We start from the raw sequence: 14,137 nt of genomic DNA on the forward strand, positions 1-14,137 counted from the left end.
TAACCTCGCATGCAATCGTAACTCGCCGGTTCATTCTACAAAAGGCACGCCATCACCCATTAACGGGCTTTGACTTGTTGTAGGCACACGGTTTCAGGTTCTATTTCACTCCCCTTCCGGGGTGCTTTTCACCTTTCCCTCACGGTACTGGTTCACTATCGGTCACTAGGGAGTATTTAGCCTTGGGAGATGGTCCTCCCGGATTCCGACGGAATTCCTCGTGTTCCGCCGTACTCAGGATCCTCCTAGGTGCCTTCCAAATTTCATCTACGGGGCTTTCACCCTCTTTGACTGACTTTTCCAAGTCATTCGACTATCTGAAAGAACTACCATATCGGAGTCCTACAACCCCAATGAGCAAGCTCATTGGTTTGGGCTTTTCCCGTTTCGCTCGCCGCTACTCAGGGAATCGAATTTTCTTTCTCTTCCTGCAGGTACTTAGATGTTTCAGTTCTCTGCGTCTACCTCGTATACGCTATGTATTCACGTATACGTAACATCCTATAAAAGATGCTGGGTTCCCCCATTCGGAAATCTCTGGATCATAGCTTACGTACAGCTCCCCAAAGCATATCGGTGTTAGTCCCGTCCTTCATCGGCTCCTAGTGCCAAGGCATCCACCGTGCGCCCTTATTCACTTAACCTTATCAACCTTACGGTTGGGTTTTGATCTTTCTTCTAGCGATAGAAGTCCAATCAAGAAAAATAAGCAATTGAACTTATTAAAAAACTCATTCAACGCGGTGTTCTCGGTTTGTATTACTTACATTTTTACTTCAATATCCAGTTTTCAATGAACAAAATTTTGAGAGTAGACCTCTCAAAACTGAACAAAGTATCGACAAACGTGTGTAGTCTCCGTAATATTCCTTAGAAAGGAGGTGATCCAGCCGCACCTTCCGATACGGCTACCTTGTTACGACTTCACCCCAATCATCTATCCCACCTTAGGCGGCTGGCTCCAAAAAGGTTACCTCACCGACTTCGGGTGTTACAAACTCTCGTGGTGTGACGGGCGGTGTGTACAAGGCCCGGGAACGTATTCACCGCGGCGTGCTGATCCGCGATTACTAGCGATTCCGGCTTCATGTAGGCGAGTTGCAGCCTACAATCCGAACTGAGAGAAGCTTTAAGAGATTAGCTTAGCCTCGCGACTTCGCGACTCGTTGTACTTCCCATTGTAGCACGTGTGTAGCCCAGGTCATAAGGGGCATGATGATTTGACGTCATCCCCACCTTCCTCCGGTTTGTCACCGGCAGTCTTGCTAGAGTGCCCAACTAAATGATGGCAACTAACAATAAGGGTTGCGCTCGTTGCGGGACTTAACCCAACATCTCACGACACGAGCTGACGACAACCATGCACCACCTGTCACTTTGCCCCCGAAGGGGAAGCTCTATCTCTAGAGTGGTCAAAGGATGTCAAGACCTGGTAAGGTTCTTCGCGTTGCTTCGAATTAAACCACATGCTCCACCGCTTGTGCGGGCCCCCGTCAATTCCTTTGAGTTTCAACCTTGCGGTCGTACTCCCCAGGCGGAGTGCTTAATGCGTTAGCTGCAGCACTGAAGGGCGGAAACCCTCCAACACTTAGCACTCATCGTTTACGGCGTGGACTACCAGGGTATCTAATCCTGTTTGCTCCCCACGCTTTCGAGCCTCAGCGTCAGTTACAGACCAGAGAGCCGCCTTCGCCACTGGTGTTCCTCCATATATCTACGCATTTCACCGCTACACATGGAATTCCACTCTCCTCTTCTGCACTCAAGTCTCCCAGTTTCCAATGACCCTCCCCGGTTGAGCCGGGGGCTTTCACATCAGACTTAAGAAACCGCCTGCGCTCGCTTTACGCCCAATAAATCCGGACAACGCTTGCCACCTACGTATTACCGCGGCTGCTGGCACGTAGTTAGCCGTGGCTTTCTGGTTAGATACCGTCAAGGGGTGAACAGTTACTCTCACCCTTGTTCTTCTCTAACAACAGAGTTTTACGATCCGAAAACCTTCTTCACTCACGCGGCGTTGCTCGGTCAGACTTTCGTCCATTGCCGAAGATTCCCTACTGCTGCCTCCCGTAGGAGTTTGGGCCGTGTCTCAGTCCCAATGTGGCCGATCACCCTCTCAGGTCGGCTATGCATCGTGGCCTTGGTGAGCCGTTACCTCACCAACTAGCTAATGCACCGCGGGTCCATCCATCAGCGGCACCGTAAAGCGCCTTTCAAAACGAAACCATGCGGTTTCGATTGTTATACGGTATTAGCACCTGTTTCCAAGTGTTATCCCCTTCTGATGGGCAGGTTACCCACGTGTTACTCACCCGTTCGCCACTCCTCTTTTCCCGGTGGAGCAAGCTCCGGTGGGAAAAGAAGCGTTCGACTTGCATGTATTAGGCACGCCGCCAGCGTTCGTCCTGAGCCAGGATCAAACTCTCATAATAAAAGTTAGAACAATCTTTCGATTGTTAAGCTCAATTGTTTGCTAGCATATTGCTTGCTTGTTAAAAATGTTTGTTGTCTTGAATTGAATCAAGACGCCCTACACATTTGGTTTGTCTTACTTTGTTCAGTTTTCAAAGGTCTACGTGATAAATGAAACACAACTGTCTCAACTTATCGTTTGTGATTGCCGTAGCAACTTTTATATCTTAGCAAACTCTCGAATGATTGTCAACTATTTTTTAAAAGTTTTTTTGAACTCTTTTTTCATGAGGTCGTTTTAGCAACTCACTTATCATAACTTATCGTTTGTTATTTGTCAACAGTTAATTTTGTTTTTTTTCTTTGCGAAATCAACGTTTATCTGTTGTCGTTCACAAGCGACTTGGTTATCTTATCATGTGTTGTCCCACACGTCAAGAACTTTTTTATGATCATTCAGAAGCTATGAAACTTAACTTTTGAACAAATAATAATATACCAACTAAAATCTTATTGGTCAACGAATTTTTTTGTGTTTTTTCAAGTTTTTTAGTTATACGATTAATATACTAAAAAACGATTTAAACGTTCGCGTTTCGCATGGCATAAAGATGTTGAAAACCTTTATCTACATAAATCATTCGCCATTGCAATTACGCTGAAACTTCTATAAAGTAGACTCATTTCTAATGGTTCCGTTTTCTTTTTTTATATCTATCTTATCCCTTTCCATAATTTTCTCTGAAATGGTTCATTGATACGCATTTACTTAAAAATTAGTTTCAATAAAGTCTTAAATATAGAACAAGATTTCAAGCAAAGTTATCTCATTTTTTCTCTAAAAAATAAACCGACAGCAGCTAGAAATAAAAAACATTTCTGGCTATTGTCGGTTTGGTTCCCTGAACTGGTTGTTTCTATTTATGTCTCAGATTTAACGCATGGTTGGGAATAGTAATACGTCACGGATCGATTGAGCATCGGTCAATAGCATGACTAGACGGTCGATTCCGATACCTAGTCCGCCAGTTGGTGGCATGCCATATTCTAGCGCTTCTAAGAAGTCTTCGTCTAAACCATGTGCTTCATCGTTTCCAAGCTCGCGTTCTTTTTCTTGCGCTTCAAAACGTTCTCTTTGATCGATTGGATCATTCAGCTCAGTAAAGGCATTAGCAAATTCTTTACCTGTGATGAACAATTCGAAACGGTCAGTAAAACGTGGGTCTTCAGGATTTTTCTTCGCCAATGGAGAAACTTCTACTGGATGTCCATAGACAAAAGTAGGTTGCACTAAGGTTTCTTCCACAAACGCTTCAAAGAATTCATTGATGACGTGACCAACACCCATTGCTTCTGTCACTTCAACTTGGTGTTCTTTTGCAATCGCTAGTGCTTCTTCTAAGGTCATTTCTTTCCAGAAATCAACACCTGTATGCTCTTTGATTGCATCGACCATATGCACACGTTTGAAATCACTCTCTAAATCAACTGCTTGACCTGCATAAGTGATTTTAGCTGTTCCTAATACTTTTTCAGCTGCATTACGGATGATACCTTCTGTCAAGTTCATCACATCTTGAAAATCAGTATATGCAGTGTATGCTTCAAGCATCGTGAACTCAGGGTTGTGGGTCGTATCGATTCCTTCATTACGGAATACACGGCCGATCTCATAAACTTTTTCCATACCACCAACGATCAGACGTTTCAAATGAAGTTCTAACGCAATACGTAGATATAGATCCATATCTAACGCATTGTGATGTGTGATAAACGGACGTGCTGCTGCTCCACCGGCTTCATTATGCAAGACTGGTGTTTCAACTTCGATATAGCCGTTCCCATCTAAATAGCGACGGATCTCACTAATGATTTGACTGCGTTTCATGAAGCGGTCAAAACTATCTCTATTACTTACTAAATCAAGGTAACGCTGTCTGTATCGTTGTTCGATGTTCGTTAATCCATGATATTTATCTGGTAATGGACGAAGTGCTTTTGATAAGATGACGATTTCAGAGGCTTTAATCGATACCTCACCTGTATCAGTTTTCATGATTTCTCCAGTTACGCCAAAGAAATCTCCTAAGTCAGCATGTTTGAATACTTCATAAGCTTCTTCACCTACTCGGTCTTTGCGTACGTAGATTTGGATTTGGCCTTCTCTGTCTTGCAGATGGGCAAATCCAGCTTTACCTTTTCCACGGCGTGTCATCATACGGCCAGCAACACTCGCTGTCAATGCCATCTCCGCCAATTCTTCTTTTGTACGTGGATCAAATAATTCGTGCAATTCTTGGGAATTATGTGTACGCTCAAATCGCTTACCAAATGGATCGATCCCATTTTCTCTCAATTGCTCCATTTTTTCACGACGAACAATCATTTGATCGTTTAAATCTTCTAATTGATTTTGTTGTTCCTCAGTCACAAAAGTTCCTCCATTCTCATCTTATTCTCTTCCTTATAATGCCAATGAAACGCAAAAAAAGCAAGCCGAACTTAGTGTTTCGGCTTGAATTTCGCAAAAAACTTAGAATAACTTCCTAAGATTGAAGTGATAATTTTTCACTTTTTTCAACCAATTGGTCAAGCAGTTCATTGATTTCATGCTGTTTTTCAGTCTTATTGATCGCTAATTTGATCTTGGCTGCCCGAGAGATACCTTTTAGATAGTAGGAAGCGTGTGTCCGAAACTCACGACAGGCGATGGTTTCTCCTTTTAAATCAACTAAACGTTCTAGATGTAATTTTGCAGTAGCGATTTTTTCGCGTGCGGTTGGTTCCGGAATCAGCTCTCCAGTTTCTAAATAATGTTGTGTCCGATGGATCATCCAAGGATTCCCTAAAGCAGCACGGCCGATCATGACGCCATCGGCACCCACGTATTCCAACATGCGTTTTGCATCTTCTGGCGTTTTGACGTCTCCATTACCCATAAAAGGAATCGTTAGATGTTTTTTGACTTCCTTTAACACTTCCCAATCGGCTTTTCCTTCATACATTTGCACACGTGTTCGTCCGTGCATGGCTACTGCACCGGCACCGGCTGCTTGAGCAGCTAATGCGTTTTCGACAGCAAAAACATGTTCTTCGTCCCAACCAATACGCATTTTCACAGTAACTGGCACATCAACTGCCGATGCAACTGCATGAACCATTTCATAGACTTTATCAGGGTCTAATAACCATTTTGCACCTGCTTCAGCTTTGATGATTTTATTGACTGGGCATCCCATATTGATATCAATGATATCTGCTGTAGTATGCTTCTCAACAAACTGAGCTGCTTCTACTAGTGTGTCTTTGTTCCCACCAAATATTTGCAAGCTTAATGGATGCTCAGTTTCGTCGATATGCAGCATTTCCAATGTTTTTTTGTTGCGGAAATGGATACCTTGGTCACTGATCATCTCGCAAACGACCATTCCTGCACCAAATTCTTTGACGGTTACACGAAATGCGGCGTTCGTGATCCCTGCCATTGGTGCTACAACCACGCGATTCGGTATTTCAACGTTCCCGATTTTCCATGTGTGATCCACTTATAATCCTCCCAAGGCTTCTGTCTTCAATGCTGCTAGGTCATCTTCTGTGTAGGTATACTTATTATTACAAAATGAGCAAACTGCTTCTGCGCCATGGTCTTCATCGATCATTGCTTGGATTTCTGCTGCGCCTAAAGCAATGATTGCTTCACCAAACTTTTCTTTCGAACAATCACATTTGAACTGCACAGGCATTTTTTCTAGTACTTGCAATTCGTCTGTTCCTAACAATCCTTGCAAGATTTCTTCAGGTGTCAACCCTTCATCTAAGAGTGTAGAAATACGTGGTGTTGTTTTCAGTTGCTCTTCGATTTTCGCAATCGTTTCTTCGTCTGCCCCTGGCATGATCTGGATCATAAAACCACCCGCTGTCTTGATGGTATCATCCGTATTGACTAAGACGCTTAGCCCTACAGCTGAAGGGATTTGTTCTGAAATCGCTAAATAGTACGTGAAATCTTCAGCTAGTTCACCAGATACAATCGGTGTTTGTCCTGAAAAAGGTTCTTTTAACCCTAGATCTTTAGTCACACTGAACATCCCTTGTGTCCCTACTGCTCCACGTACATCGATTTTTCCTTCTGCGTTCAGCGGTAAACTTAGGTGTGGATTTTTGATGTACCCTTTGACATCACCTTTACCATTCGCATCAACAACGATCCCACCTGCAGGGCCATCTCCTTGGATGCGTACTGTTAATTTATCTTCTCCTTTAACTGTCGCACCTAGAAGCAGACTACCAACTAATGCACGGCCTAATGCTGCTGATGATGTATGCCAAGTATCATGGCGTTGCTGCGCTTCTGCGACAGTATTGGTTGCACGAACAGCATATGCTCGAACAAATCCGTCATTGGCTAATGCCTTTACTAAATAATCTTCCATTTGTATGTACCTCATTTCCCGATTTTAAACTCATAGTGAATCATACTAGTAACTTCCAAATTTTTCAACTTTTGAATTTGTAAATTCTGCGTTTCTTTTTTAAATATCAGACACAAAAAAAGAGCTGCGACTTTCGTCACAGCTTCTTTCTTTATCTATTTTGATCATCTGAATGATTTTGTTCATCCGTTGAAGTCGATTGATTGTCATCATTCAACTCTTTTTTCGCTTCATCAAACTCATGTTTTTCTTCTGCTTGTTTTTCCGCATCTTTTTCTTCTAGTGCACGTTTTGCTTCTTCAAACGTTTGCGCTTCTTTTTCACTAGGGAAGTCTGCCGATTCTGCTCCTTCAGGCATTACACCTTTTTCAAAGAGAGATTTGATTGCTTTGGCATCCAATGTTTCAAATTCAAGCAGTTTTTCTGCGATCAGTTTGTGTTGCGCACGGTGTGCTTCGATGATTTCATGTGCTTTTTGATGTGCTTCCATCAAGATCTTGCGTACTTCTTGGTCGATTTCAAAAGCAACTTGTTCTGAGTATGCTTTCGTTTGACCATAGTCACGGCCTACGAATACTTGGTGGTTTCCTTCATATTGGACAGGACCTAAGCGATCACTCATCCCATACTCTGTAACCATACTTCTTGCTAGTGCTGTTGCTTGTTCAAAGTCATTTGATGCACCAGTAGATTGAACGTTGAAGATGATTTCTTCTGCGGTACGTCCACCTAGTAATCCAACGATTTGTTCAAACATATCTTCTTTTGTCATTAAGAATTGATCTTCTTTTGGTAAAGCGATCATATATCCACCAGCACGTCCACGTGGGATGATCGTTACTTTGTGAACGACACGGGCACGACTCAAGACAAGCCCAACGATCGTATGACCTGCTTCATGGTAAGCGACCATTTCGCGTTCGCGTTTGCTGATGACACGGTCTTTCTTCGCTGGTCCAGCAATCACGCGGTCTTCTGCTTCATCGATATCAGAAGCATCGATTTTTTTCTTGTTTCGACGAGCAGCTACTAACGCTGCTTCGTTTAAGACATTTTCTAAATCCGCACCAGCAAAACCTGGTGTTTGTTGTGCCACGACTTTTAAATCAACATCGTCAGCAATTGGTTTGTTTCTTGCGTGAACTCGTAAAATCGCTTCACGGCCTTTGACATCTGGACGACCAACTAAAATTTGACGGTCAAAACGTCCTGGACGAAGTAAGGCTGGATCTAATACGTCTGAACGGTTTGTCGCTGCAATCACGATCACGCCTTCGTTGCCATCAAATCCATCCATTTCAACAAGCAATTGGTTCAGTGTTTGTTCACGTTCATCGTGTCCACCACCCATACCAGCGCCACGTTGACGACCGACAGCATCGATTTCATCAATAAAGATGATTGCTGGAGCATTCTTTTTCGCAGTTTCAAATAAGTCACGAACTCGGCTTGCACCGACCCCAACAAACATTTCAACAAAGTCTGAACCCGAAATAGAGTAGAATGGTACGCCAGCTTCACCAGCAACTGCTTTGGCAAGCAACGTTTTACCTGTTCCTGGAGGTCCTTCTAGGAGAACTCCGGCTGGGATACGTGCGCCTAATTCAATGAAGCGTCTTGGATCTTTTAGGAACTCAACGACTTCGACAAGTTCTTGTTTTTCTTCTTCCGCACCCGCTACATCAGAGAAACGAACGCGATTTGCTTTTTTGTCGGCTTCTTTTGCTTTGGATTTCCCAAAGTTCATCACACGGCCTCCGCCGCCTCCGCCGCCTCCTTGTTGTCCCATCATCATATAGAAGAAGAAGACGATGATCACGATTGGCAAGAAGCTTAATAGGAGTGATACCCATACGCCGCTACTTGATTCTTCTCTGATCGTAGTTGCTACGTTGTTGTCTTTTGCCAACTCTGTGACTTGGCTCAATGTTGTATCGTTTGGCAAAATAATCGTAGTGAAGTGCGTAGTTGATGTCTCGGTAGTACCTAGAATCGATAGACCGCCACTATTTGCAACTGTCTGTTGTTCTTTGTATTCACCTGAGATCTTATACACACCATTAGCAGGTTGCACCTCAAAGTTTTTGATTTTGCCTTCTTGTAATTGTTCAGTGAATTTTGAGTACTCGATATCTGACGACCGTTGGCCATTGTTACCAAAAATAAAGTAGACGACCATTACCATCGCTAAGATTACGAGGACATAATACAAGGCATTTTTCATCATGCCATTGTTTTTTTTGTTCATAGTTGTCCTCCCTATGCGTTATTTTTACTTGATAAATCTTTTATCAATCCTGACCATACTATTGTAACATAATTTATGAGAGATAGATGATTAATTTGATTGATAAACGCTCGGTTTTAGTACACCGATGTATGGAAGATTTCGATAGGCTTCTGCATAATCTAATCCGTAACCTACCACAAACTCGTTTGGCACATTGAAACCAATGTAATCCGCTTCGATATCTACGACTCTGCCTTCGGGCTTATCAAGAAGTGTCACGATTTTAACTGAGTTTGCTTTACGGTATTTAAATAGATCGACTAAATAAGCAAGTGTTCTTCCGCTATCAATGATGTCTTCGACGATCAATAAATCACGGCCTTCCACATTCGTATCCAAGTCTTTTACGATTTTCACTTCACCTGATGAAACAGTTGCGTTACCGTAACTTGAAACATCCATAAAATCCAATTCTAGGTAAGCATCGATCGAACGGATAATGTCTGCCATAAATGGGACAGCACCTTTCAATACACCAACAACCAACGGATTTTTATCTTGATAATTTTCAGTTAACTCTTTTCCTAGTTCTTTACAACGAACTTGTATCTCTTCTTGCGTGATCAATACTCTCTCGATATCTTTTTCTAACATCAGGTTCTCCTTCCAATTGCTTCTTTTTGATATTTGTAAAGAAGTATGTAGTGTATTTTATCAGTTTCTACACCAATACTCAAATAAGAATGGACAAAAGGGACTAGACTCCATAGATTTCTCCCTTCATCTATAATAACCCATGAATTTTTTCGTTGTGCAACAGATATTTTTTTATCGATAAAATATCTTGACACTTTTTTGTTCAATGTCTCCGTCAATTGGATGCGATCTCCCGGTTTTCGCCGATCGACCCAAAGCGATTGTTCGGCTGATAACCAGAGATCATGAGTGAAGATTTCACCTGTTTCATCCAGTTTCCAATCTGGAAGTTGGTCGGGGGTGTAGATCCCTAACCATTCCGACTCTCCTAACTGAATGGATTGATTCGGTATGATTTCTAACGGAGTATCTTGGTGATTAGTTGATCGTTCCTTTTTTCTTTTATAAAGATAAAGTACTTCATAGGAACGTTCGATCACCCAGCGTTTGCCCAGATCAATCTGCCATTGTCCTGCGGCTTGTTCACATTGTTGTAACAACGTATCAATCTGTTTTTCTTTGATCGTCACTTTCGTAACTGGAAAAACGTAATCAAAGAACGTGTAAAAGAAGAAGTAACGTTCAAATGATTCCAAACTTTCGATCACCGTCCACGGAATAGATAAGCGCTCTTCTCCATACGTAAGATGTTCCGTGATCATCTGATGAGTATTTTTTCGGATAAATTGCTCTGCCCATTGGATTTGTTGCGAGAATTTTTGGAAATGAGCCATCGCCTGGGTATTTTCTTTTTTCAATTGTGGTACGACTAAATGACGCAGTCGATTACGTTGGACAGTTAGTTCCTGATTGGTATGGTCCTCAAAAAAAGGTAAATCTTCTGCTTCCGCATACGCATACAATTGTTCTTTACTAAATGACAACAACGGTCGAATCAGTCGCCCACCAGCAAAAGATTGCGTTTCCTTGATTCCCGCATACGTACCTAGCTGCCCACCACGAATGATTTTCATCAAAATCGTTTCCATTTGATCATCCCCATGGTGCGCTGTCATCAATGTATCATAATGATCATGTCGTACGATCTCATCAAATTTCTCATACCGAAAAGCTCGAGCAGCCGTTTCAATTCCTTGTTCCGCTGGATTCTCCCATACTTTCAAGTGGAAAGTAAGATTGTTTTTATCGCAAAAGTCAGCAAGATAGGCTGCTTCATCCGCAGAAACGCTCCGTAAGCGATGATCGATATGGACAACCCCTAACCGAAAGCCAATTTGTTTTTGGGCGGTCATTAAGCAATCGAGTAAAACCATCGAGTCTACACCACCGGAAACAGCAACTAGTATTTTCGTATGTTCAGACAGATAGCCACGGCGTAAGCCTCTTTTTATAAATGCTTGTTTAAACTGACTTGCTCTTCTATCCATTGGTGTCACATCCTTTTACAAAATAAAAAGAGCGGACAAAAGTCTGTGACAATTGCCTGCCCTTCAATTTCGCTTAGCTTAGCTACGGCGACCGCCACGGCCTCCGCGTTTTCCTTCTGTGTTGCGTTTTAAGGAAGTCAATCGATCATCGCTATCTTTTAAAAATGAGCTCATCAATGAATCGAAGTCTTCTTTTGTATTGGAAGGTTGGCTGCGAGAAAAAGATTTTTTCTGCGGTGCGCGTCCTCGATTATCTCGAGTTTCTTTTTGTGGATATCTCTTTTGACGATTTTCATCATTAGTTTCTACTGGTTGCTCTTGTGCTTTGCGGATAGATAAACCGATTTTCCCATCATCATTGACTGTAATGACTTTGACTGTTACCTCATCACCAACGCTCAATACATCATGAATATCCTTGATATAACCGTTTGATACTTCACTGATATGAACTAACCCTGTTTTGCCAGCTCCTAAATCAATAAACGCGCCAAAATTTGTGATTCCTGAAACTTTTCCTTGCAGTTTTGCTCCTACCTCGATTGACATAAAAAAAATGTTCCTCCTAATTATTTCCCTTTTTTTATATTACTGCTTATTGGGCAGTTGTTGAACTCGTTGTTTGTTCATCGGTGTCTGCTGAATTATCTGTCGTAGATTCAAGTATCGGGTAGACTTGCTCCCCTTCTTTTGAATAGAAAAATTTGCTTCTAGCAAGTTTTGCTACGTAATCTTCATCTTTAAGCAATTTCACGTCTTCTGTGAGTTGGTCTACATCTTTATTGATTTGTTGTAACTCTGTATCTGCTTCGACTTTTAATTCATTTAAATGATTCATTCGTTGCATATCATTAAAAATTTGGAAACCTATTACAGCGAAAATGACCAAAGCACCTAAAAAGATGGCTGCTAACCTGCGTCTACGAAAAATCAATTGGCGTTGTTGTTGTTGAAATTCGACATATTTTTTCTTTGCATACTCTGTGTCTAGTGCAGCGATTTTATTGCTTTTGTTTGCCACCTGTATTCGCTCCAATCTTTTTTGATTGTCATTCTTTATTATACCAACATCCTGAATGCTTGTCTAATCTATTTCGCTTGTGTTTTGTACTCGTGTTTCTGACAAGACTTCATACATTTTTTGTGCATCTTCTTTTTTTGTTGACTCGTGCAACTCTGCTACCTTGATTTCCATCGTCTTGTTGCCAAATTGGATGTCCAATTGGTCTCCAACCTTGACATCACTGGAAGATTTCGCGAGTTTGCCATTGATTTTGATTCGTCCTTTATCCGCCACTTCTTTAGCGACAGATCGGCGCTTGATGATTCGCGAGATTTTTAAAAATTTATCTAGTCGCATCTCATGTCCTCACTTTTCTTTTTTTATTTTTTTCAAACGTAAGATTTTCTTACCAAATGGCAGTAACAGCCATTCACGGATCGTAAATAATTTTGTCCAGATCACTGCATATACAAATGTGACTACGCCTATAATGACACCGCCTAGGCTGGCAAAAAGAGCAGTCGAGCGATGGCTCACTGGACCAAACAATAAGTTTAAGAAGCCATAATACACAAACAACGCTAAGACCATACAACCTAAACATTGGATCAATTTCTTACCAAATTTTCGTTCGTGCCAAAAACTATTGATTGCTGGAGTTTCAGTACGGACAAAATACCATAAAGTCACTGATAGTCCAAGTAATGTCGATAAACTAGCACCGACTGTTCCTAAATAACTCGTGAGAAGGGGGGTAGCTAAAGCTTTAGCAAGCAAGCCCCAACCAGCACCCTTTAATGAGGGGCGAAAAGAGTTTTTACTTTGAGCAATGCTTTGGTACGCTTGAATAATTGCAGTTAGTCCAATGGAAAAAACAAACAGAACTAGTGTCATATTCCCAGCATAATCTTTAAACAATGCGTAATTGATATAAGGCAACAATACAGCTAATCCTACTGAAGCTGCCAACGCCAATGCAGTCGTCAGACGCAAGTAAATTTTTGCTGTGGAATAAAATTGTCCTTTGACTGCACTCGTTAGGTAGCGTGTCAACGCGGGTAAGAACGTAGCACTTAAAGCTGTAGCAATAACTAATCCTAATTGAACTAACGGTTGCCCACGATCATATACTCCTTTAGCTATTTTAGATGCTTGCTCGGATAAACCATAGATTTGTAACGCATTCTTAACAAAAAAAGAATCAATCAATTGGAAGAAGATCAATAGACCACTATAAATGGATACTAATCCCCCTTCAATCAAGAACCGGCGCACGAGTGATTTCGCTGGCCTTCTTAAAATCGGAAAGTGGCGGAAGCTCAATGCACCACCATGGATTTTTTGTTCATAATAATACAGTACACCATATGCACATACGCCACCAAATACTGCGCCACTCATTGCCGCTGTGCCTGTTTGATAGACTGTCCAGCCTAATCGCTTAAAGGCAATCGCGCTAAAAACAATGATCGCTACACGAACAATTTGTTCAACGACTTGCGAAACCGCTGTGGGCTCCATTAAAAACCGACCTTGAAAATTCCCACGATAATAAGATAGTCCTGGCATCAACAAAAACGTGAAGGAGACGATCCGAATCAACGGCATCAGTTGTTGATCCCCCATCATGAGAGCGATCCAGTGACTAAATGAAAATACGAAGAGCCAGAGTAAAAAGCCTGACCAAAAAACAAGGGGATAAAGATTTTTCAATGCTTGTCTTTGTTCGAAAGGGTCTTTTTTTTCTGCTACATATTTAGAGATAAACTGGGGTAGCCCCGACAAAGCGAGTGTCATCGCAATACCATAAATAGGATAAACTTGTTGATAAACATAAAAACCTTCATCGCCCACTAAGTTTTGCAATGGAATCCGATATAGTGCGCTGAGGACTTTTGCTATAAAGGAGGCAAGCGTCAACACAAAGGCACCGTGCATCACTTGACGCATTTCTTTATGATCCAAAGGTTCA

Annotated in this window: 10 protein-coding genes and 2 rRNA genes (1 of these 12 only partly in view); all 12 read right to left on the reverse strand. The window is 41.9% G+C overall.

The window, feature by feature from the left end; genetic code table 11:
* Nucleotides 1-644, reverse strand: a 23S ribosomal RNA gene (locus tag IGJ19_RS13555); it reaches 2,271 nt to the left of the window's first position.
* A gap of 230 nt (nucleotides 645-874) precedes the next feature.
* Nucleotides 875-2,435, reverse strand: a 16S ribosomal RNA gene (locus IGJ19_RS13560).
* Together the 16S and 23S rRNA genes form the textbook arrangement of a ribosomal RNA operon.
* Nucleotides 2,436-3,349: 914 nt before the next feature.
* On the reverse strand, nucleotides 3,350-4,846 hold the full coding sequence (gene lysS, locus IGJ19_RS13565; protein WP_010734126.1) for a lysine--tRNA ligase: 1,497 nt from the start codon (nucleotides 4,844-4,846) through the stop codon (nucleotides 3,350-3,352).
* A gap of 115 nt (nucleotides 4,847-4,961) precedes the next feature.
* Complete coding sequence (dusB, locus tag IGJ19_RS13570; RefSeq protein ID WP_142433808.1) at nucleotides 4,962-5,960, reverse strand: tRNA dihydrouridine synthase DusB; 999 nt, start codon at nucleotides 5,958-5,960, stop codon at nucleotides 4,962-4,964.
* Nucleotides 5,961-6,848 (reverse strand): Hsp33 family molecular chaperone HslO, encoded by an 888-nt coding sequence (gene hslO, locus IGJ19_RS13575; protein WP_071866559.1) that lies wholly within the window; start codon nucleotides 6,846-6,848, stop codon nucleotides 5,961-5,963.
* Nucleotides 6,849-6,999: 151 nt separating this feature from the next.
* Entirely contained in the window at nucleotides 7,000-9,096 is a 2,097-nt protein-coding gene (gene ftsH / locus IGJ19_RS13580; RefSeq protein WP_019722333.1) for an ATP-dependent zinc metalloprotease FtsH, read from the reverse strand.
* Between the two features lie 90 nt (nucleotides 9,097-9,186).
* Nucleotides 9,187-9,732, reverse strand: a complete 546-nt coding sequence (hpt, locus tag IGJ19_RS13585; RefSeq protein ID WP_010734122.1) for a hypoxanthine phosphoribosyltransferase — start codon at nucleotides 9,730-9,732, stop codon at nucleotides 9,187-9,189.
* Entirely contained in the window at nucleotides 9,732-11,162 is a 1,431-nt protein-coding gene (tilS, locus tag IGJ19_RS13590; RefSeq protein ID WP_430604216.1) for a tRNA lysidine(34) synthetase TilS, read from the reverse strand. Before tilS ends, hpt begins: the two co-directional genes overlap by 1 nt.
* A gap of 78 nt (nucleotides 11,163-11,240) precedes the next feature.
* Nucleotides 11,241-11,711, reverse strand: coding sequence for a S1 domain-containing RNA-binding protein (locus IGJ19_RS13595; RefSeq protein ID WP_010734120.1), 471 nt, complete (start codon nucleotides 11,709-11,711; stop codon nucleotides 11,241-11,243).
* Nucleotides 11,712-11,757: 46 nt separating this feature from the next.
* A complete protein-coding gene (locus IGJ19_RS13600) occupies nucleotides 11,758-12,183 on the reverse strand; it encodes an FtsB family cell division protein (protein ID WP_010734119.1) in 426 nt (141 codons plus the stop codon).
* Between the two features lie 63 nt (nucleotides 12,184-12,246).
* Entirely contained in the window at nucleotides 12,247-12,522 is a 276-nt protein-coding gene (locus tag IGJ19_RS13605; RefSeq protein WP_019722335.1) for an RNA-binding S4 domain-containing protein, read from the reverse strand.
* A gap of 9 nt (nucleotides 12,523-12,531) precedes the next feature.
* Nucleotides 12,532-14,130, reverse strand: coding sequence for a putative polysaccharide biosynthesis protein (locus IGJ19_RS13610; RefSeq protein WP_071866557.1), 1,599 nt, complete (start codon nucleotides 14,128-14,130; stop codon nucleotides 12,532-12,534).
* Between the last annotated feature and the right edge of the window lie 7 nt (nucleotides 14,131-14,137).

The organism is Enterococcus sp. DIV1368b (assembly GCF_050529595.1).
GTDB classification, from domain to species: Bacteria; Bacillota; Bacilli; order Lactobacillales; family Enterococcaceae; genus Enterococcus_B; species Enterococcus_B mundtii.

Bases quoted from the DNA above. Each gene is read 5' to 3' on its own strand.
- hslO (WP_071866559.1), bottom strand. From the start codon at position 6,848: ATGGAAGATTATTTAGTAAAGGCATTAGCCAATGACGGATTTGTTCGA.
- ftsH (WP_019722333.1), bottom strand. From the start codon at position 9,096: ATGAACAAAAAAAACAATGGCATGATGAAAAATGCCTTGTATTATGTC.
- hpt (WP_010734122.1), bottom strand. From the start codon at position 9,732: ATGTTAGAAAAAGATATCGAGAGAGTATTGATCACGCAAGAAGAGATA.
- tilS (WP_430604216.1), bottom strand. From the start codon at position 11,162: ATGGATAGAAGAGCAAGTCAGTTTAAACAAGCATTTATAAAAAGAGGC.
- IGJ19_RS13595 (WP_010734120.1), bottom strand. From the start codon at position 11,711: ATGTCAATCGAGGTAGGAGCAAAACTGCAAGGAAAAGTTTCAGGAATC.
- IGJ19_RS13605 (WP_019722335.1), bottom strand. From the start codon at position 12,522: ATGCGACTAGATAAATTTTTAAAAATCTCGCGAATCATCAAGCGCCGA.